Origin of the sequence: Pygmaiobacter massiliensis (assembly GCF_900199435.1) — a bacterium.
GTDB lineage: Bacteria > Bacillota > Clostridia > Oscillospirales > Ruminococcaceae > Pygmaiobacter > Pygmaiobacter massiliensis.
The window spans coordinates 1434594-1454816 of record NZ_OAML01000003.1; the positions used below are offsets into that span (position 1 = coordinate 1434594).

A 20223-nucleotide genomic window follows, 5' to 3' on the forward strand; every position below is an offset into this window, starting at 1 on the left:
GGCACACGGCAAGTTGCCGAAAGCCGAAAACAAGATGGGACGGCAACGCTATGAAACAACTGGCTCTGGGCATACTCGCGCATGTAGATGCCGGCAAAACCACTCTGTCAGAGGGGCTGCTTTATACTGCGGGGGCACTGCGCAAATTGGGCCGCGTAGACCACCGCGACGCTTTTTTAGATACGAACGCGCAGGAGAAAGAACGCGGCATTACAATTTTTTCAAAACAGGCTGTGCTGCAATATGGCACGGCCCGCTTTACGCTATTGGATACCCCGGGCCATGTGGACTTTTCGACCGAGATGGAACGCACCTTGCAGGTGATGGATTATGCCATTCTCGTAATTAGCGGTACCGACGGAGTGCAAAGCCATACCGAAACGCTTTGGCGGCTGCTTGCACGGCACCGGATTCCTACTTTTTTATTCTTAAATAAAATGGACCTTGCCGGGGCGGATGCGCAGCGGCTTTTAGAAGAGCTAAAACAACGGCTCAGCGAAAACTGCGTTGTGTTTGGGCAAGCGCAGGATACGGCCTTTGCAGAAAACCTTGCCCTTTGCGACGAAGCGCTGATGGAAGAAGTGCTGGAAAGCGGAGCACCGTCACAAGGCGGTACCATCCGTGCAGTGGCAGCGCGAAAAGTGTTTCCATGCTATTTTGGCTCCGCGCTGCGTCTGGACGGCATTGAAGCGTTGCTGCGCGGGCTGGAGGATTACACGCAAGCGCCAGCCTGTGCTGAAGCATTTGGCGCAAAAGTTTTTAAAATTGCGCGGGACGAGCAGGGTGCACGTCTGACCTACTGCAAAATTACCGGAGGTAGCCTGCCGGTGAAAACGTCACTTGCGGGAACAACTAAAACAGGTGAGCCGTGGAGTGAAAAAGTCAACCAGATTCGGATTTACTCCGGTACAAAATACGAAACCACCGAAGTGGCGGAGTGTGGCATGGTTTGCGCCCTTACCGGTTTCAGTAAAACATATCCCGGAGAGGGGCTGGGCGCCGAACCCGATGCAGAAGCCCCGGTGCTGGAGCCGGTGCTGACCTACCGGGCAGAACTGCCCGCGCAGGTGTCGGCTCATACGGCACTTGCGCAGCTGCGCGCGCTGGAAGAAGAAGACCCGCAGCTGCATATTGTGTGGAACGAACAGTTGCAAGAGATTCATCTGCAATTAATGGGCGAAGTGCAACTGGAAGTGCTGCAAAGGCTTGTGGCAGAGCGTTTTGGCTGGCAGGTGGGCTTTGGGCAGGGTAGCATCGTGTACAAAGAAACGATTGCAAAAACAGTAGAAGGCATCGGCCATTTTGAGCCGCTCCGCCATTACGCAGAAGTGCATCTGTTACTGGAGCCGACAGCGCCCGGCAGCGGTTTGCGGTTTGCAACCAACTGTAGTGAAGAAGTTCTGGATAAAAACTGGCAACGGTTGATTTTAACCCACCTGGAAGAAAAAACGCATCCTGGTGTGCTGACCGGCTCACCGATTACGGATATGAAAATCACCCTTGCTGCCGGGCGCGCGCATTTAAAGCACACCGAGGGCGGGGATTTTCGGCAGGCGACCTACCGTGCGGTGCGGCAGGGGCTGCGCCAGGCAGAAAGCATTTTGCTGGAGCCCTGGTATGATTATCGTTTGACGCTGCCTGCTGAGTCGCTGGGACGCGCAATGGCGGACATGCAGCGCAAAAGCGGCACCTTTGCACCGCCCCTGCAACAGGGCGAGATGGCAGTGCTGTCCGGCAGTGCACCCGTGGCAGAATTACAAGGCTATCAGCGAGAAGTAATCAGCTATACCCGTGGGCGCGGGCAGCTTGCCTGCACTTTAAAGGGATATGCCCCCTGCCACAATGCGCAAGAGGTAATTGCGGCTGTTGGGTATGATTGTGATGCCGATGTGGAAAACACGGCGGATTCGGTTTTTTGTGAGCACGGTGCTGGTTTTAATGTGCGCTGGGACGAAGTGCCAGAGCATATGCATCTGCCAAGTGTTTTGGCAAAGCCCGTCATGCCGCAAGCACCCGTGCAGGCAAGGCCACGCCATACCGGAGATTCCGGATTGGGCTTTTCTGACGACAAAGAGTTGCAGAAGATTTTTGAGCAGACCTACGGTCCGCTGAAACGTGACCCGCGCAAAAGCTTTGCCCCGGCAGAGCAGACGCAGGGTTACCAGCGCAGCAGCGCAGAGGTGCGGCTTTCCGGTCCGGAATACCTGCTGGTGGATGGGTACAACATTATTTTTGCATGGGACGAGCTGAGCACCCTTGCAAAAGAAAACCTGGATGCGGCCCGCAATAAGCTAATTCAAATGATGTGCAACTATCAGGGTTATTGCAAATGCCATCTGATTTTGGTTTTCGATGCTTATAAAGTGAAAAACAATCCCGGCGAGGTTGAGCAGGTTGCCGGCATCAGCGTGGTGTATACCAAAGAAGCCGAAACGGCAGATATGTATATCGAAAAGGTCACCCATGAGCTTGGCCGTAAGTACCGCGTTAAGGTGGCGACCTCGGATGGAATGGAACAGCTGATTATTCTGGGGCAGGGGGCAATGCGGGTGTCTGCGGCTATGTTTCGGCAAGAGGTTGACCGAATAGAAGCCGCGATTCGTGAGCACTTGGGGACGGGTAGGTAAACGCGCAATCAAATGCGGTGACAACGCTATCCACCCAGCCTAATAAATATTCAGCGCAAACCCGGTTTTAAAAAATAGCTAAATAAAAAACAGGCAGGCGCCGGGCTGGGCGTCTGCCTGTTTTATTGCTAACGAAAGCTACTGTGTCATGCTCTTTTAGAGAGGGCAAAAAGAACGAAGTTCAGCTGTTTTCGCAAAGCCGAAGATATTCCCCTAAAATGGCAAGGCCAATGCGGCCGCTTTTTTCGGGGTGAAATTGGGTGCCAAATACGTTTTTGCAGCGCACTGCGGCAGTGACGGCGTGGCCCCCGTAAAAAGTATCGGCAAGGTGGAACGAAGCGTCCGTTTCTGCCGCGAAAGAGTGTACAAAATAGGTTTCATCGCTGGGGGTAAGCGGCGCAAGTATACCGGTAAATTGCTCGCTGCCCACCGGGTAGAGTCCGTTCCAACCCACGTGAGGAATCCGCAGCGGCGCACCGTCAGTGTCGCGGTCTGCAAGTTTCACCACTCGGCCGGGAATAAGCCCCAGCCCTTTGTGGCAGCCGAATTCTTCCCCTTCGTCAAACAGCATTTGCATGCCAAGGCAGATGCCCAGCAGTGGGGTGCCGGCTGCAACAGCTTTTTTTACAGCATCGTCAAGGCCCAGCTTTTGCAGCCCAGCCATGCCATCGGCAAAGGCGCCCACACCGGGCAGCACCAGCGCATCGGCCGTTAGCACCTCTTCGGGCGAAGAAGAAACGACCGGCTCGCACCCAAGGAATGCGAAGCTGCGGCAGACGCTGAGCAGATTCGAAAGACCGTAGTCAATCACGACCAGTTTCATCTTCTCACCTCCACGCCCGCGGCGCGCAGTGCGTCTTTCAGCTCTGGCACTGTGGTTTTGTTATAATGCAAAATACTTGCGGCGGCAACCGCAGAAGCCCCAGCAGATACGGCGTGCACAGCGTCCGCCGCACAGCCACAGCCGCCCGATACAATAACCGGCACATCCACCGCTTCGGTAACGGCCTTAATGAGGTCATCGTCCATGCCTCGCTGCAAACCTTCTTTGTCGACGCTGGTCAGCAAAATCTCGCCTGCGCCCAATGCCACCCCACGGCGCGCCCATTCTACCACTTCTTTGCCGGAATGGTTGCGCCCGTTGTCAAAATAGGCTTCGTAATGTCCGTCTGCCCGGCGTTTTGCCTCGATGGAAAGCACCATGCACTGGCTGCCAAAACTTTGCGCCACCCGGGTAATAATGTTTTCGTCGCGGATAGCCGCTGTGTTGACTGCAACTTTATCTGCACCCATGGAGAGGATGCTGCGCACATCTTCTACGCTGCGCAGGCCACCGCCTACTGTAATCGGGATAAATATATCCTCGGTGGTACGGCGTACGATATCCGAAAGATTGTTGCGGTTATAAAGGCTTGCGACGATGTCCATATACAAAATTTCGTCGATGCCCTGTTCATAGTAGCGGGCCGCGAAGTCGTGGGGGCTGCCCAGCTTGCGCAGCCCCTCCAGCTGAATGCCTTTGACAAGGTAGTCGTTTTTGACATCCAGCCGCGCAATTACGCGCACTTTGCTCATCTGGTAGACCTTCTTTCTACTGCAGGCAGGCCTGCTTTTTTAAAGAATTGCGCTTTTCTCGGGCGGTTTGCCGTAGGCGCAGTCGCTTTCGCCTTCAAACGGGGTGTGGCGAAGCTTCCAAACGCCGTTGTCACACTGCCAGATATGCGGCGAGCGGAAACGGTCGGCAAGGTGCATGAAATATTCACGGTCCATAATTGGCTGTTCAAACAGCTCTTTCGCGAACGGGAAATGCTTCTCGTCCAGCGAGAGGTAATCCCATATTTCCTGCTCGAAGCGGTCTGGAAACTCGCCATCATAGCGGCGGGTGAGCAGTTGACCCTCTTCGCGGGTGATCTCGCCGTTGCGGATTTCCTGTGCCGCGTCGTAGGTAGTGCGCCCGATGCCGTATTTAATATAGGTGGTGTAATAGAAGAAATCGTCAATTTTATCGTCGATGGAATTGTATTTGGAGTAGGTGCCCTGGGTACGCTCCGGGCTGGGAATGAAGCCGCCATGCTCTACACTGTAATAGTAAGCCCCTTGCGGATGCCACTTTTCATAGTAGCCCATGTAGTGCACCTGAATGTTGTTCTTTTCGATGTCGCTTGTTTCGCTGGGCAGATAGATGGCAAGGTCAGCCTTGTCGACATGGTAATCTTCTTCCAGCTCACGCAGAGAAACGCCGCCCAGCCAGATGTTGTCGTGGTCGTTGGTGGCGAAATAGCGTGCATCGCGCAGGGCGCTTTCGTTGTCTGCAATCGGGTTGCCGAACTCGGCTTCGTTTTCCCCGTAAAATACAAGGGGAATCCCAAACTTTGCAGCCATTTTAGGCGCAAGCTGTTTTTGCCCAAGGATAAATGCCTGGAACGGATGAAACAAATTTTCGGTGGCAAGTCGGGTGAGCAGACGGTGGGTCATACCATTAGGTGTACAAAGGTAGTTGTCAAAACCGGCATGAATCCATGCCTCAAAGTTGGCAAAGCCCCACGGCGTATAGATGTGCGGCGCCCAGGTGACGGTAAGCGGATGCATACCGTATTTGTATTTCAGCAGATGGGCCGCATAAAAGCTGTCTTTGCCGCCAGAGCCGGGCACCAGGCAGTCGTAGCTGCCATCATTTTTACGGTAGCGGTCGCAAAGCTCGCGCAGCTGGCGTTCGCGGTCTTCCCAATCAATTTTGCCTTCTTTGTCATGGCAGGCGTGGCAGGCATCACAAACGCCGTCTGCCTGAATTCGCATCGACTTTTTCAGACTATCGGGACGGTGCTCAAACTCAAAGCAGGAGTTCGGTTTCTGGTTGCTCATTACACATTCTTTGCAGAATTTTACTTCCTGCGGCAGGCCGTATTTCGCCTCGCGCGCATTGTCGGGAATCTCCGGCGCAAATTTAGAGTAATCAATGGGGACATAGCGGGGATAACGCTTCATAATGGCCTCCTTTTGGCTTTTGAAATAAAAAGAGAGGCTGCCCGGACCGAAGCGGTTTTGCTTCAGCCTGGACAGCCCCATTGCTGTCTTTTTTTTACTTTTCTGCCTGTTTTAATGCAGCGCCGACAAACCCGTAGAACAGCGGGTGCGGACGCGCGGGACGGCTCTTGAATTCCGGGTGGAACTGCACGCCGATAAAGAACGGATGATCCGGCAACTCAACGGTTTCTACAATGTGCTCGTCAGGCGAGGTGCCGCTGACACAAAGGCCTTTTTGAATCATCAATTCGCGGAAGTCGTTGTTGAATTCATAACGATGGCGGTGGCGTTCAGCAATCTCCGGCTTTTGGTAGCACTGCTCGAGCAGGCTGCCGGGGCGAACTTTGCAGGGATAGCTGCCCAAGCGCATTGAATGGCCTTTGTCTACCACGCCGCGCTGGTCGGGCATCAAATCGATAACCGGATACGCATTGTTTTCATCAAATTCTCGAGAGGTAGCACCGGCAAGGTCGCAGACGTTGCGAGCAAACTCGATGACGGCGATCTGCATGCCGAGGCAGATGCCAAAGTAGGGGATTTTGTGAGTGCGGGCATAAGAGCAGGCAAGAATCTTGCCTTCGATGCCGCGGTCGCCAAAGCCGCCGGGAATTAAAACACCGGAGACGTCAGAAAGCAGCTCGTCCACGCTTTCAGGGGTAACATCTTCGCTCTCTACCCATTTCAGTTCTACTTTTGCGTGCTGGGCATAACCGGCGTGGTAGAGCGACTCCATAACGGATAGGTAAGCATCATGCAGCTTGACGTATTTGCCGACAATTGCGATTTTTACGCTCCGCTCCGGTGCTTTGATGCGCTCGACCATCGCCTTCCACTCGGTGAGATTCGGCTTGGTGCAGACGAGCGAAAGCTCGCGGCATGCCACCCGGTCAATGCCGTTTTCATGCAGCATCAGCGGTGCTTCGTAAAGGCAGGGCAGTGTGAGGTTTTCGATGACGCAGTCGGGTTTGACATTGCAGAACAGCGCAATTTTATCGCGGATGGAACTGTCGATAGGCTCGTCCGCACGCATGACGATGATGTCCGGCGTGATGCCCAGCGATTGCAGCTCTTTGACCGAGTGCTGGGTGGGCTTGGACTTATGCTCGTGCGAACCTTTGAGGTAGGGGACCAGCGTGACATGCACAAACAGGCAGTTGTCGCGACCAACCTCTAAAGAAATTTGGCGAATAGCCTCCAAAAACGGCAGGCTTTCAATATCGCCCGTGGTGCCGCCAATTTCGGTAATCAGCACCTCGGCGCCGGTAGAAGCAGCGCCATTGTAGATGAAGTCTTTGATTTCACCGGTGATGTGCGGAATAACCTGAACGGTCTCGCCAAGGTACTCGCCGCGGCGTTCTTTGGTGAGCACGTTGTAGTATACCTTGCCAGAGGTCAGGTTGGAAAAGCGGTTCAAATCCTCATCGATAAACCGCTCGTAGTGTCCGAGGTCGAGGTCGGTTTCTGCGCCGTCCTCGGTGACGAATACCTCGCCGTGTTGAAACGGACTGATGGTGCCGGGGTCCACGTTCATATACGGGTCCAGCTTTTGCGCTGCGACCTTGAGGCCGCGCAGCTTGAGCAGACAGCCCAGTGAGGCGGCGGTGATGCCCTTGCCGAGGCCGGACACCACACCGCCGGTTACAAAAATATACTTTGTCATAACTTTTCACCCTTCTTTCAATCTAAATAAAAATAGGAAAAGCGCAGCGTGGGAAACGCTGTGCAAGATCAGTCTTCGTAAGTTTTCAAAATGTCTTCTGCCACACTGCGCCGGGTGATGCGCAGGTCCATTGCCTGCTTTTCAATATGCTTGTGCGCTTCGGCTTCGGTAAGCCCAAGGTGAGAGATAAGCACGCATTTGGCACGGTCTACAATGCGGATATCCGCAATTTTTTGCAGCAGTACGCTGTTTTCGCGCCGCATTTTTTTAATGCGGACCGAGGAAGCAGCGCAAAGCTTTAAAACGTTCCAAAACAAGGTGCGGTTGATGGGCTTGGAAAGTGTAAACACGCCCAGCTCTTCTGCTTTTTCTGAAAATTCGTTGTAGTCTTCGGCCTTTACAATCAGCACGACCTGGCCGTAACCTTCGGTCATAATGTCCCGCGCAAGCGGCAGGCCATTTTCGTCAGGCAACGGGGCGTTGATAATGCAAAGGTCAAAGTCTTCCTCAATCAGGCGACGGCGTGCTTCGCCGCCGCTTGCCGCGCAGGTGACATCTCTGCAGCCCGTTTCGGCGAGAAACTGGGTCAGATATTCAGCCCCCTGCCGGGTAGACGATACAATCAATGCAGTTTTCAACTTCCGTCACCTCCTTTGGTTGCGCTCTGCTTATACTTTGCGGAAAGCACGTTCGCGGCAGCCTTCGGCATCCTCCAGCTCGCGACGTTTGAGCAAAATATAGCGGCGAATCAGTTCCGGCCCAAACACTTCGGCGGCAAAGCTGCTGGTTTCCAAAAGGTCCAGTGCTTCGCCCAGCGAGGTGGGCAGCGGTTGCAGCGATGCCGTAATGGTTTCCGGCGCGGTGTAGAGATTCTCATTCACCGGCGGTGCCAGCGGCAGCTTTCGGTCAATGCCGTCCAGCCCAGCATGCAGAATGGCGGCAAAGGCAAGGTAGGGGTTGATGGTGCAGTCGGGGCTGCGCAGCTCCATGCGCATACCCTCGCCTTTAGAGGCGGGAATACGAATCAGCTGCGAGCGGTTTTCGGGCGACCAGCTGATATACTTGGGCGCTTCAAAGCTGCCAAAGCGGTCGTAGGAGTTTTCCAGCGGGTTAAGCAGTGCGGTAATCTCGGCGGTACGCTCAAGAATGCCTGCAATAAAGCTGCGGATATATTCCGCGGCGGGGTCGTTTACATTAAATATGTTGATGCCGTTTTTCGAAAGGGAAACATTGATGTGCATCCCACTGCCGCTTTTGCCGGGCAAAGGCTTAGGCAAAAAAGAGGCAAACAGCCCGTTGCGTGCTGCAATGGCTTTTACGGCAGATTTGAAGGTGAGCAGATTGTCGGCGGCGCTGACCGCTTCACTGTACTTAAAATCAATCTCGTTCTGGCCCGGTCCGCTTTCGTGATGCGAGCATTCCGGCGCAATGCCCATTTCTTCAAGGCAAAGGCAGATTTCGCGGCGCACGTTTTCTCCGCGGTCGATGGGGGCGACATCCAGATAACCGCCTTGATCAAATGGTACCGGCATCGGTTCGCCTGCCTCATCGGTGCGGAAAAGGTAAAACTCACATTCAGTACCGATTTTAGCAAGATGGCCGGTAGATTCATACCGCGCCACCGCGTCGCTTAGGATGCGGCGAGTGTCAAAAGCGTAGGGAGTGCCATCGGTGTTCATGATATGGCAGTAAAACCGTACCACGCGCCCCTGCTGCGGCCGCCAAGGCAGCACACTTAAAGTAGAAGCGTCCGGTACCAGCAGCAAGTCAGACTGTTCTACATTAGAAAAACCCTTAATGTTAGAACCGTCGAATGAGATGCCACAGGTAAAAGCTTTTTCGATTTCGCTGGGCAAAATCGAGATATTTTTCAGTGTGCCGAGCAGATCACAAAAAGCAAGACGGATAAACTGCACATCATTCTGCTGAATGAAAGCGATCGTCTCCCGAATGGTCTGGTTTATCATTGGTACCGCTCCTTTTCTTGGCCGGGGCAATGCCGGCAAAATCAACCCACTAAAATGCAAAACCGGGACGATGTGCCCCGGCAAATGATTCTGAAAAAACAAGAAAGACGCTCATTTTGTAAAACTTGGAGAGGTGGCAAACACACCTCGAAGGGGGGAGATAACTAGCCCGTCAAGTTCCATAAAATGAACGCCTTTGTTCAACGGAAATAGTTTATATCAAGCTCGCGGGTTTGTCAATGCTTTTTTGCAGATAGAAAGCAGCAAAGAGAAAACGCATAAAATTTTTGTTGCCTGCAAAGCTGTTTTTATACAACTATCTAAGCAGAAAACGCGCACCGCAAAATAGATGAAACTTTTTTTCAAAAGGGGATTGACAGATAAGCTTTCAGGGCGGTATAATACGCCCATGCAGCAAAGGCGCTGTGGACACATTCGTCCACAGCGCCTTATTTTTTTGCTGGGAAAGGAAAGAAGAACATGAGCAAGCTGATCGTCCCGGACGGGTATAAGCCCGCCCTCTCCCCCCGCGAGACACAAACCGCCATTGCGTTTTTAAAACGGAGCTTTCAAGATGATTTGTGCCGCGTACTTAACCTTACCCGCGTTTCGGCACCGCTTTTCGTAGAGGAGGGCACCGGCCTGAATGACGATCTCAACGGAACAGAGCGCCCGGTGCGTTTTGATCTCGCAGAGACCGGCGCAGATGCCGTTGTAGTGCATTCGCTCGCGAAATGGAAGCGCATGGCCCTTCACAAATATGGCTTTGTACCATTTGAAGGCCTTTGCACCGACATGAACGCCATTCGCCGCGACGAGGAACTTGACAATCTTCATTCCGCTTATGTCGACCAGTGGGACTGGGAGATGGTAATCGACCGCGAGCACCGCACCGAAGCATATCTGCGCCGCGTGGTGCAGCTGATCGTAGATGCGATTTGTGATACTGCCGAGGCGTTGGAGGCGCAGTTTCCGCCGCTGAAATGCGGCTTGAGCCGCCAGATTGCCTTTGTTACCACCCAGGAGCTGGAAGATCGCTATCCTGACCTTACCCCGAAACAGCGAGAAGATGCTTTCTTAAAAGAGCACCGCACTGCGTTTATTATGCAGATTGGCGGCAAGCTGCGCTCGGGCGAGCGGCACGATGGCCGCGCGCCCGACTACGATGATTGGAGCCTCAATGGCGACATCGTATTTTACAACGAACTGCTTGGCTGCGCATTTGAAGTTTCTTCTATGGGCATTCGCGTAGATGCCGCGGCATTGCGCGCACAGCTTGCAGAAGCAGGCTGCCCACAGCGTGCCGAGCTGCCGTTCCATGCGGCGCTGCTCGCCGGAGAATTGCCCCTCACCCTTGGCGGCGGCATCGGCCAAAGCCGACTTTCCGTACTGTTGCTGCAAAAAGCACATATCGGCGAGGTGCAGGTTTCGGTTTGGGACGAAGCAACTCTTGCAGGCTGCAAAGCCGTAGGAATTCCACTGCTGTAAGTATACATTTAAATAAGGTAGATACAGAGATAGAAAGGGTGAACAAAGATGAGCAGAATTCCGGAACTTTTTGCAAGCATGGTTTTTAACGATGCGGTGATGCGTGACCGGCTGCCGCGGGAAGCGTACCGCGCGCTGCGTCAGATTATTGCAGACGGCACCCCCCTCACACCGGATGTCGCCAATGTCGTTGCCAACGCGATGAAAGACTGGGCCGTAGAAAAAGGTGCCACCCATTTTACGCATTGGTTCCAGCCCATGACGGGCGTTACCGCCGAAAAGCACGACAGCTTTATTCTGCCGCAGCCGGACGGACGCATTCTGATGGATTTTTCCGGTAAGGAGCTAATCCGCGGCGAGCCCGATGCTTCGAGCTTTCCTTCCGGCGGACTGCGCGCCACGTTTGAAGCGCGCGGCTACACGGCTTGGGATCCTTCTTCTTACGCCTTCATTAAAGACGGTACCCTTTGCATTCCCACCGCCTTTTGTGCATACAGCGGGCAGGCACTGGATAAAAAGACGCCGCTTTTGCGCTCAATGCAGGCGCTGGATGCCGCTGCGGTACGGGTGCTGCGGTTGCTGGGAGATGCGGCTACCCGGCATGTGACCACTACGGTAGGCCCGGAGCAGGAATACTTTCTCATCGATAAATCTGTTTACGAGGCACGTGCAGACCTGCAATATTGCGGCCGTACCCTCTTTGGCGCTCGTCCCCCAAAAGGGCAGGAGCTGGATGACCATTATTTTGGCTCAATCAAACCCCGCGTGACCGCATTTATGAAAGAGCTGGATGAGGAGCTGTGGAAGCTGGGTGTGCTGGCAAAAACCGAGCACAACGAGGTTGCCCCTGGCCAGCACGAACTGGCGCCGATCTTTACCACCACCAATATTGCCGCAGACCATAACCAGCTAACGATGGAACTGATGAAGCGGATTGCCGCAAAGCACGACCTTGTTTGCCTGCTGCATGAAAAACCGTTTGCCGGGGTAAACGGCAGCGGCAAGCACAACAACTGGTCACTTTCTACCGACGGCGGCGAAAACCTGCTTGAGCCAGGCAAAACACCGTCTCACAATCTGCGGTTCCTCGTTTTTCTTGCGGCTATCCTGAAGGCTGTAGATGAACATCAGGACCTGCTGCGCATCTGTGTAGCCACCGCGGGCAATGACCACCGGCTTGGCGCAAATGAAGCACCGCCGGCTATTCTCTCGGTATTTCTGGGTGATGAGCTGGCAGATGTACTGGACGCGATTGTGAACCAAACGGCTTACAGCGACCGCAAAAAAGAGTGGATGGAGGTTGGCGCTGCCGTTCTGCCGAAGATTAAAAAAGACACGACCGACCGCAACCGCACCTCGCCGTTTGCCTTTACCGGCAATAAGTTCGAGTTCCGTATGCTTGGCTCGGCAGTCTCGATTTCCGGCCCCAATATTGTGCTGAACACGATTGTTGCCGACGCCCTGCGCGAGGTGGCAGAAGTGCTGGAAAAAGGCCCTTGCGATGAAGAGGCCATCGGTAGACTGCTCAAAGATTGGTTTACTGCCCATCTGCGCATTGTCTTTAACGGCAATAACTACTCGCAGGATTGGGTAGAAGAAGCAGAGCGTCGTGGACTGCTGAATCTGAAGACCACCGTAGAAGCGCTGCCGTATTTTGTGCGGCCTGAAAATATCGCGCTGTTTGAACGGCAGAGCGTTTTCAGTGAAACTGAAATTCACTCCCGCTATGAGATTTTGCTGGAAAATTACAGCAAAACCATACATATCGAAGCCCTTACCCTCGCGTATATCGTCAAGCGCGAGATTATGGCTTCCACGCTGAGTTACCAGAAAGCACTGGCAGACCTTGCCACTGCAAAAATGGCACTTAGCGTGCGAAGTATACCCGAAACCGGGTTACTGGATAAAGTTGCAGCACTTTCGGAACGGATGCTCAGCCAGCTCGACGCGCTGGAAAACAGTATTCTTGCTACCCGCCAGCTCGAAAGCGAGTTGGATAGAGCTTGCTTCTATCGCGAGAGCGTATTTTCTAAAATGCAGGCACTGCGCGGCACGGTAGATGAGCTGGAAACATTGATTCCCGGCTGCTACTGGAAGCTGCCGACCTATGCCGATATGCTTTATAGTGTAAGATAATACAACATTGCAGCCCTGCCTCGTTTTTGAGGCAGGGCTACCGTGCTGTTTTGATATTTTTTTGCTATCCTTTAAAAATTTTGCTATATTAAAAACAAGAATGAGAGGGCGAAACCATGGACTACAAAGTAATTTATGAAGGCAAATCCAAGCTGGTCTGCGAAGGGCCGGACGACAAAAGCTATGTGATGGTGTTTAAGGACACCGCTACCGCAGGTAACGGCGCAAAGAAAGAAGAGCTGAACGGCAAGGGCGTGCTAAACCGTCGTATCTCCGGGCTGATTTACGACTATCTGATGAAAAACGGCATAGAAACGCACCTGTTGGAAACAATTGATGACAACACTGTACTTGTGAAAAAGGCCGAGATTTTGCAGGTCGAGGTGATTGTGCGCAACGTCGCTGCAGGTAGCTTTTCTAAAAAATACGGCGTAGAAGAGGGCGCAGCTCTGCACAACCGTGTGGTCGAGTTCTGCTATAAAAGCGATGAGCTGGGCGACCCGATGATGAACGACAGCCAGATTACCGCCGTTGGCCTTGCCACGCAGGAGGAGCTGGATACTCTGCGCCGTGAAGCGCTGCGCATTGATGATTTGCTGATTGCTTATTTTGAAAAGCTCGGTATTCGCCTGATTGACTTTAAACTTGAGTTTGGCCGTGCAGATGGAAAAATTTTGCTCTGCGACGAAATCTCTCCCGATTCCTGCCGCTTGTGGGATTCAAAAACCAATGCTAAAATGGATAAGGACCGCTTCCGCCGCGAGATGGGGCAGGTGCTCGAAGGCTATGCCGACGTGCTCAGCCGCATGGAAGCAGAGAAAAACTAAAGCGAGCCCACACAATTTGTCTCCGGTGGCAACCTCCGCTTTGCTGTGCGCAAATTTGCAGCAGCACCGCCTGCGTTTTAAATTGTATCAAACCGCTTTTGATTATTTGCCAATGCCTGCCCAAAGCAGGGAGATAAGAAAGAAAGGGATTCCCAAACTATGTCTGAACACTACGTAAGCCCGCTCAGCACCCGGTATGCCAGCAAAGAGATGCAGCATATCTTCTCCGCCGACCGCAAGTTTGCGACCTGGCGCCGCCTGTGGATCGCGCTTGCAGAAAGCGAAAAAGAGCTTGGCCTGCCCATTACCGATGCGCAGATTGCCGAGATGAAATCCCATGTGGAGGATATCAACTACGAGGTAGCCTCTGAACGAGAGAAAATCGTCCGCCACGATGTTATGGCGCACATCTACGCCTATGGCGTGCAGTGCCCGGCGGCAAAACCGATTATTCACCTGGGCGCGACCTCTTGCTATGTCGGCGACAATACCGATTTGATTGTGATGCGTGACGCGTTGCTGCAAATCAAAAAGCTGCTGGTCAACACGATGGCAGCCCTTGCTGATTTTGCAGAAAAATACAAAGCGCAGCCTACCCTTGCGTACACTCATTTTCAGGCAGCCCAGCCCACTACTGTGGGCAAGCGCGCCGCGCTTTGGTTGCAGGATTTGATGATGGACCTCGCGCAGCTGGATGTTGTGCTCAGCAGCCTGAAACTGCTTGGCTGCCGTGGCGCTACCGGCACCGCTGCCAGCTTTTTAGAGCTGTTTGAAGGCGACCGCACCAAAGTAGAACAGCTGGAAGAAAAAATTGCTGCACGGATGGGATTTGATGAAATCTACGATGTAAGCGGCCAGACCTATTCCCGCAAGGTGGATTACACTGTGCTTGCACTGCTTTCCGGCATTGCGCAGAGTGCTTCTAAATTTGCAGGCGACTTCCGCTTGCTCTCTCACCTGAAAGAGGTGGACGAGCCGTTTGAGGAGGGACAGGTGGGTTCTTCGGCGATGGCCTACAAACGCAACCCCATGCGCAGCGAGCGCATTGCATCGCTTGGCCGCTATGTGATTGCCGATGCCCAGAACGCCGCCATGACCGCCAGCACCCAGTGGTTTGAGCGCACCCTCGACGATTCGGCCAACAAACGCATCAGCGTGCCGGAAGCTTTCCTCGCTGTGGATGCGATCTTGACACTTTACCGCAACATCATCGGCGGTGCCTGCGTCTACCCGAACCGCATTGAAAAGCATCTGGCAGAGGAGCTGCCGTTCCTCGCCACCGAAAATATTTTGATGCTCTGCGTCAAAAAGGGCGGCGACCGCCAGACCCTGCATGAGGAAATTCGCCGACTGGCGGTAGCAACAGCCAAAGAGATGAAAGAAACCGGCTGCGAAAATGATCTGCTGGCACGCATTGCGGCAGACCCCGCTTTCCAGATTACCAAAGAGGAACTGGAAGAGCTGATGCGTCCGGAACTTTTCATCGGCATGGCGAAAGAACAGACCGAGCGCCTGCTCGGTAAAGTAAGACCCATTATTGAAGCAAACCGCGCATTGCTCGGCGGTGCCGCCGAGATCACGGTATAGGAGGAAAAAAAATGCTGAGTGCAATTGTAGGAATCAACTGGGGCGACGAAGGCAAAGGCCGTATGGTCGATCTTTTGGGCAGCCGTTACGACATCGTCGTACGTTATCAGGGCGGCAACAATGCCGGCCACACCGTCGTCAACGAGCGCGGCAAATTCGTTTTGAATCTGCTGCCCTCCGGCATTCTTCGTGAGGATACCGTAAATGTCATGGGAAATGGCATGGTCATCGATCTGGAACACCTTTGCGGCGAGATTGCCCGCCTGCGTGAGCAGGGCATCGTCATTACCCCGGAAAACCTGAAAGTCAGCGAGAAAGCCACCGTCTGCCTGCCCTACCATAAAGCGCAGGATATTTTGGAAGAAGACCGGCTGGCAGATAAAAAATTCGGCTCTACCCGCCGCGGCATTGGCCCTTGCTATGCAGATAAATATATCAAAAAAGGCCTGCGCATCAGCGATTTGTTCTGCCACGATACCCTAAAAGAAAAGGTTGCCGATATTGTAGAATGGAAAAACCTGACCATTGAAGGCGGCTACCACAGTGCACCTGTTGAGGCGGAAGCAATGCTGGACTGGCTGAACACTTACAGCAAAGAGATTGAGCCATTTGTCTGTGACACCGGTGCCTACCTGCACAAGGCTGATGCAGAGGGCAAGAAGATTTTGCTTGAGGCACAGCTGGGCGCACTGCGCGATATTGATTTTGGCATTTACCCGTACACCTCTTCGTCTCAGACCATCGCAGCCTACGGCCCCATCGGCGCTGGCGTGCCTGGTCTTCAGCTCGACGAGAGCATCGGTATCATGAAAGCTTATTCCACCTGCGTTGGCGAAGGCCCGTTTACCGCAGAGATGTTTGGCCCGGAGGCAGATGCCCTGCGTGAAGCAGGCGGCGAATACGGTGCTGCCACCGGCCGTCCCCGCCGTGTTGGCGGTTTTGACGTACCGGCTTCGCTATACGGCGTAAAGCTGCAGGGCGCAAGCTGCCTTGCACTGACCAAGCTCGATGTCCTCTCTTATCTCAAAGAGATTCCCGTTTGCGTTGCTTATGATGTAGATGGCGTTGAAACCACCGAGTTCCCGACCGGCGACCGCCTGGTGCGCGCGAAACCTGTTTATCGAAACCTGCCCGGCTTCTGCACCGATATTTCGGGCTGCCGCAAAAAGAGCGAGCTGCCCAAAGAGGCGCTGGACTATATTGCATGGCTTGAAAAAGCAGTGGGCTGCGAGATTCGCTATGTTTCGGTTGGCGCTGAGCGCGAAGCTTATATTGATATGCACGCCGAGTAATTCTCTGTGCGGTAAAAATAAGAGCAAAACAAAAGGCAAGGCCATTTCTGGTCTTGCCTTTTTTGTTTAAGAAAAAAGAAAGCCTGCCGCCAAGCGAAGAGGCGACAGGCTGGGAGAGGGAGCCACAGGTAAGGGGGTTCCCGAAACAATATGAAAATTATTTGCGCTCTTCCAGCAAACGCTGCCCCATGCCGTTGAGCATATAGATTGCCATCCAGCAGGCACCGTGGCTGGAAACATTGTGCAGGTCGTCGGGCGGGTAAACTTCCATGAAGTCGAAACCTTTTGCGCCGGAAAGGCCGCACGCGTGCAGCATCTCTGCCATTTCGTAAGAGGAAAGGCCGCACAGGTCAGCCGGGCCGCCCGGGTTATGTGCAATATCCAGTGCATCGCTGCAAACGGTAACGTAGAAAGCTTTTGTGCCGTTGCTTGCAATTTCAATGGCTTTGCGGATGCAGGCTTCCCAGCCTTTGCGTTTTACTTCAAAGCTGGTGATAACGCTTGCGCCGTATTTTTCTGCTTCCTGCACTGCGCCAAAGTGATTGCGCGGGCCACGGATACCGACACTGACAAGGTTCTTCGGGTCAAACCCAGGGATGTCATACAGACGGTGGAACGGGCTGCAGCGCGCATATTTCTCGTCGCCAAAGCTGTCCATGTTGTCCATGTGTGCGTCAAAGTGGATGATGCCGATATTGCCGTTGTACTTTTCAGCAAATGCCTCGATGAGGGGATAGCTCAGAGAATGGTCGCCGCCAAACACGATAGGGATAGCGCCAGAATTGGTTACATCGCGCATATAGTTGCGCACGCTTTCAAAGGTAAAGTCGCGATCGCCGTTTTTTACAGCGGCATCGCCGTAATCTACACCAGAGAAATGATCGAACGGGTCAAAATCATACTCCGGCAGATAAGCGCCGTAGCGCTCAGAAGCTTTGCGAATCGTCTTTGTTCCATTTTCGCAGCCGGTGAAGCCACCGTAGGTGCAGATGCCTTCCCACGGGGTGCCCATAATAGCGAAGTCGTGGCCCTGAATGTCCTCTTTGCTTTTTGCGACCGGCAGGCCGAGGAAAGAGGGAACACCGGAGTAAACTTCGGGATGGGGATAAGACGGAACATAGCAGACGGGTTTGTTATTCATGGTGAAAATCCTCCAAAGATCTACAAATAAATTTACGCCCAAACATTTGACATTGTCGCCCTTGATTTGCTATTATCATATTACCAAATCCCCCTTAGCATTGCAATTGACGAAAATTACAGGAATTTCTCAGCCAGATTGTTGACAATTTCGACTATGACGAATAATAGTTTGATATAGTCGAATATATAAGGAGGCATATGATGTATCAATTCGATGTACCCGTAGACCGCCACGGCAAAAGCCTAAAATGGGACGCTCCGCTGTATGAAGTGCCAAACCCGGCACAGCTTACCCCAATGTGGATTGCCGACATGGATTTTGCGACACCTCCCTGCGTCATCGACGCAATCGCTAACCGGCTAAAGCACCCAACTATGGGCTATTTTGAGCTGGACGACCGTTTTTACGATGCCGTAATTCGGTGGGCCAAGGTGCGCCGCGGGCTGGAGGATATCACCCGCGAGAACATTCTGTACCAAAACTCGACAGTGGGCGCTATTGTAGCCGCCATACAGCTTTTAACCGAGCCGGGTGACCCGGTGCTAGTGCATCTGCCTAACTATACCGGCTTTACTTATGGCATTGCCGATGCCGGTCGCCGCCTCGTGGGAACACCGCTCGTGCAGGATGAAAACGGTATCTTCCGGATGGACCTTGCCGATATGGAAGAGAAAATTGTAAACGAAAACATCAAGTGTTTGATTCTTTGTTCTCCACACAACCCGACAGGCAGGGTGTGGACATTGGAAGAGTTGCAGGCAGCCACGGCACTTTGCGAAAAATATCAGGTGCGGATTATTTCCGATGAGGTCTGGTCTGATTTTGTCTATGCCCCCGCAAAACAGATTCCGACCGCGCAGGTGTCAGAGTATGCGCGCGCACATACCATTGCCACTTACGGCGCAACCAAAACCTTTAACCTTGCAGGTTTGCGCATTGCGTATTCCATCGTGTACGAGCCGGAGCTGGCGGCAGCGTACAAGAAAATCAGCAGCTGTAACCACTACAATGTACCCAACGTGCTTTCCGCAGAAGCGCTCATCGGTGCGTACGAACATGGCGAGCAGTACGTGGACGAGCTGGTAAGCTATATCCACGATAATCTGAACTACGCGGATGGATACATCAAAGCCTATATTCCGTCGCTAGCCTCTTATGTACCGGAAGGAACCTATACCATGTGGCTCTCACTTGCGGGCACCGGCCGAACAGACGAAGAAAATATGCTGCGTATGGCAGCGCAGGGGTTGGTGGCAAACCCTGCAAGCGATTATAACGGAAACGGATGGTTCCGGTTGAATCTTGCTTGTCCACGCAGCCAGGTAGACGCAGCATTAGATGCATTGAAAGCTGCGATGGAGCCGTAGTATAATATAGTATATATAATAAAAAACAGACTGTATGGTGTCATACAGTCTGCTTTTGTTTTATGATAAGGGCAAAAGCCGGCAAAGCTGCGGGCTATGCAAAAAGTTTGTGGCTGAGCTTGCGGGTCAAGGTCTTTAGATCAAAAATGATTTCTGGACGGTGCTCGTCAATATGAAAGGTAAGCCCGGTGACGCTGACGGTGCCAAACAGGTTGCCCTCGGCATCCAAAATGGGAGCCGAAATCGCCGCGACACCGAGGCCGAGCTCTTCGTTTTCTTCTGAAAAGCCGTTGCTGCGGATGAGCTCGAGATTCTCGAGCAGTGCCTCGCGAGAGGTGATTGACTTCGGCGAAAGTGCAATAAATTCATGCCGCTGAATGTATTTTTCCAGCTCTTCTGAAGACAAAAAAGAGAGCAGAAGCTTACCGGATGCGGTACAATATAAAGGATTCAGATAGCTTTCTGAGATGCTGGTAATGGTGTACATTTCTTTTTCGGGCAAAATGCGGTTAACCAGCACCAATTCGCCGAACTCCAGCATAAAAATACCGGCGCTTACTCGGTAAGCATTGGCAAGATGCGTCATATCCTCACGCGCTTCGTCCATCAAAAAAGAGCGCTTGGCGCTATCTGCAAAATGATATTTGCGCAAAAGTGCCTGGCCAAGCATATATTTGCCGCGCTGGTTTTGGCGCACAAAATTATTATTGTGTAAAGTATTTAAAATACCGTGCACGGTACTTTTATTTAAGTCCAGCATAGTGCTCAATTCGCTCAGCGAGCGCTCGGTGGTAATGTCTTCAAAGCAATTGATGATATCCACGGCGCGCTGTACGGACTGAATTACTTTGCCTGTTTTTTGCTGTGCCATATCGAGCTCCTTTGCTCCTTTTCAGGAAACACATTTTTGATTTAGTTTAAGTATAACATAAGTTTTCGCAATTTACTACCGAAAGCAAAGTCCCGGAAAAAGCGTAAAGCCGTTTGGAAATTTGTACAAGAAAAGAAAAGTTGATTTAGACACGAAGTAGACAATATCGAATATAAGTTTGACAATGTAGAATAATGTACAAAATGAGAATAATATATTGACAATGTCGCACG

Annotated in this window: 15 protein-coding genes; 7 read left to right on the plus strand and 8 right to left on the minus strand. The window is 52.7% G+C overall.

The annotated features are described in order from the left end of the window. Window positions 1-50: 50 nt before the first annotated feature. Window positions 51-2627: a translation factor GTPase family protein gene (locus C1A11_RS11465; protein WP_102050585.1), complete on the plus strand. Its 2577-nt coding sequence runs from the start codon at window positions 51-53 to the stop codon at window positions 2625-2627. 181 nt (window positions 2628-2808) lie between these two features. Here C1A11_RS11465 and hisH read toward each other — a convergent pair whose 3' ends face one another. The 6 genes from hisH to C1A11_RS11495 all read right to left on the minus strand — a co-directional run bounded on the left by hisH (window position 2809) and on the right by C1A11_RS11495 (window position 9278). Continuing rightward, a complete protein-coding gene (hisH, locus tag C1A11_RS11470) occupies window positions 2809-3450 on the minus strand; it encodes an imidazole glycerol phosphate synthase subunit HisH (protein WP_102050586.1) in 642 nt (213 codons plus the stop codon). Further along, window positions 3447-4202 carry an imidazole glycerol phosphate synthase subunit HisF gene (hisF, locus tag C1A11_RS11475; RefSeq protein WP_102050587.1) on the minus strand — a complete coding sequence of 252 codons (756 nt, stop codon included), beginning with the start codon at window positions 4200-4202 and terminating at the stop codon, window positions 3447-3449. Before hisF ends, hisH begins: the two co-directional genes overlap by 4 nt. 39 nt (window positions 4203-4241) lie before the next feature. After that, on the minus strand, window positions 4242-5612 hold the full coding sequence (locus C1A11_RS11480; protein WP_102051081.1) for an N-acetyl sugar amidotransferase: 1371 nt from the start codon (window positions 5610-5612) through the stop codon (window positions 4242-4244). A gap of 94 nt (window positions 5613-5706) precedes the next feature. Further along, on the minus strand, window positions 5707-7311 hold the full coding sequence (locus tag C1A11_RS11485) for a CTP synthase (protein ID WP_102050588.1): 1605 nt from the start codon (window positions 7309-7311) through the stop codon (window positions 5707-5709). Window positions 7312-7379: 68 nt separating this feature from the next. Next, window positions 7380-7949, minus strand: coding sequence for an ANTAR domain-containing response regulator (locus C1A11_RS11490; RefSeq protein ID WP_102050589.1), 570 nt, complete (start codon window positions 7947-7949; stop codon window positions 7380-7382). 30 nt (window positions 7950-7979) lie between these two features. Next, window positions 7980-9278: a glutamine synthetase family protein gene (locus C1A11_RS11495; RefSeq protein ID WP_102050590.1), complete on the minus strand. Its 1299-nt coding sequence runs from the start codon at window positions 9276-9278 to the stop codon at window positions 7980-7982. 480 nt (window positions 9279-9758) lie between these two features. On the opposite strand from C1A11_RS11495, the gene asnA reads away from it, so the two are divergent. From asnA to C1A11_RS11525, 5 genes are all read left to right on the plus strand, one after another. After that, window positions 9759-10766 carry an aspartate--ammonia ligase gene (gene asnA, locus C1A11_RS11505; protein WP_102050592.1) on the plus strand — a complete coding sequence of 336 codons (1008 nt, stop codon included), beginning with the start codon at window positions 9759-9761 and terminating at the stop codon, window positions 10764-10766. 48 nt (window positions 10767-10814) lie between these two features. Continuing rightward, a complete protein-coding gene (locus tag C1A11_RS11510; RefSeq protein WP_102050593.1) occupies window positions 10815-12902 on the plus strand; it encodes a glutamine synthetase III family protein in 2088 nt (695 codons plus the stop codon). 116 nt (window positions 12903-13018) lie between these two features. Next, window positions 13019-13729, plus strand: coding sequence for a phosphoribosylaminoimidazolesuccinocarboxamide synthase (gene purC / locus C1A11_RS11515; protein WP_102050594.1), 711 nt, complete (start codon window positions 13019-13021; stop codon window positions 13727-13729). 159 nt (window positions 13730-13888) lie between these two features. Then, window positions 13889-15316 carry an adenylosuccinate lyase gene (gene purB, locus C1A11_RS11520; protein ID WP_102050595.1) on the plus strand — a complete coding sequence of 476 codons (1428 nt, stop codon included), beginning with the start codon at window positions 13889-13891 and terminating at the stop codon, window positions 15314-15316. A gap of 11 nt (window positions 15317-15327) precedes the next feature. Next, window positions 15328-16608 (plus strand): adenylosuccinate synthase, encoded by a 1281-nt coding sequence (locus C1A11_RS11525; RefSeq protein ID WP_102050596.1) that lies wholly within the window; start codon window positions 15328-15330, stop codon window positions 16606-16608. A 157-nt stretch (window positions 16609-16765) separates the two neighbouring features. Here the strand turns inward: C1A11_RS11525 and C1A11_RS11530 are convergent, their stop codons facing one another. Next, window positions 16766-17749 (minus strand): agmatinase family protein, encoded by a 984-nt coding sequence (locus C1A11_RS11530; RefSeq protein WP_102050597.1) that lies wholly within the window; start codon window positions 17747-17749, stop codon window positions 16766-16768. A 200-nt stretch (window positions 17750-17949) separates the two neighbouring features. Here C1A11_RS11530 and C1A11_RS11535 point away from each other — a divergent pair, with 200 nt between their 5' ends. After that, window positions 17950-19119 carry a MalY/PatB family protein gene (locus tag C1A11_RS11535; protein WP_102050598.1) on the plus strand — a complete coding sequence of 390 codons (1170 nt, stop codon included), beginning with the start codon at window positions 17950-17952 and terminating at the stop codon, window positions 19117-19119. A gap of 94 nt (window positions 19120-19213) precedes the next feature. Here C1A11_RS11535 and C1A11_RS11540 read toward each other — a convergent pair whose 3' ends face one another. Further along, a complete protein-coding gene (locus C1A11_RS11540; protein ID WP_102050599.1) occupies window positions 19214-19990 on the minus strand; it encodes an IclR family transcriptional regulator in 777 nt (258 codons plus the stop codon). Window positions 19991-20223 lie beyond the last annotated feature (233 nt).

Bases quoted from the DNA above. Each gene is read 5' to 3' on its own strand.
- C1A11_RS11525 (WP_102050596.1), top strand. From the start codon at position 15,328: ATGCTGAGTGCAATTGTAGGAATCAACTGGGGCGACGAAGGCAAAGGC.
- asnA (WP_102050592.1), top strand. From the start codon at position 9,759: ATGAGCAAGCTGATCGTCCCGGACGGGTATAAGCCCGCCCTCTCCCCC.
- purB (WP_102050595.1), top strand. From the start codon at position 13,889: ATGTCTGAACACTACGTAAGCCCGCTCAGCACCCGGTATGCCAGCAAA.
- C1A11_RS11485 (WP_102050588.1), bottom strand. From the start codon at position 7,311: ATGACAAAGTATATTTTTGTAACCGGCGGTGTGGTGTCCGGCCTCGGC.
- C1A11_RS11510 (WP_102050593.1), top strand. From the start codon at position 10,815: ATGAGCAGAATTCCGGAACTTTTTGCAAGCATGGTTTTTAACGATGCG.
- C1A11_RS11480 (WP_102051081.1), bottom strand. From the start codon at position 5,612: ATGAAGCGTTATCCCCGCTATGTCCCCATTGATTACTCTAAATTTGCG.
- hisF (WP_102050587.1), bottom strand. From the start codon at position 4,202: ATGAGCAAAGTGCGCGTAATTGCGCGGCTGGATGTCAAAAACGACTAC.
- C1A11_RS11535 (WP_102050598.1), top strand. From the start codon at position 17,950: ATGATGTATCAATTCGATGTACCCGTAGACCGCCACGGCAAAAGCCTA.
- C1A11_RS11495 (WP_102050590.1), bottom strand. From the start codon at position 9,278: ATGATAAACCAGACCATTCGGGAGACGATCGCTTTCATTCAGCAGAAT.
- hisH (WP_102050586.1), bottom strand. From the start codon at position 3,450: ATGAAACTGGTCGTGATTGACTACGGTCTTTCGAATCTGCTCAGCGTC.
- C1A11_RS11465 (WP_102050585.1), top strand. From the start codon at position 51: ATGAAACAACTGGCTCTGGGCATACTCGCGCATGTAGATGCCGGCAAA.
- C1A11_RS11530 (WP_102050597.1), bottom strand. From the start codon at position 17,749: ATGAATAACAAACCCGTCTGCTATGTTCCGTCTTATCCCCATCCCGAA.
- C1A11_RS11540 (WP_102050599.1), bottom strand. From the start codon at position 19,990: ATGGCACAGCAAAAAACAGGCAAAGTAATTCAGTCCGTACAGCGCGCC.
- purC (WP_102050594.1), top strand. From the start codon at position 13,019: ATGGACTACAAAGTAATTTATGAAGGCAAATCCAAGCTGGTCTGCGAA.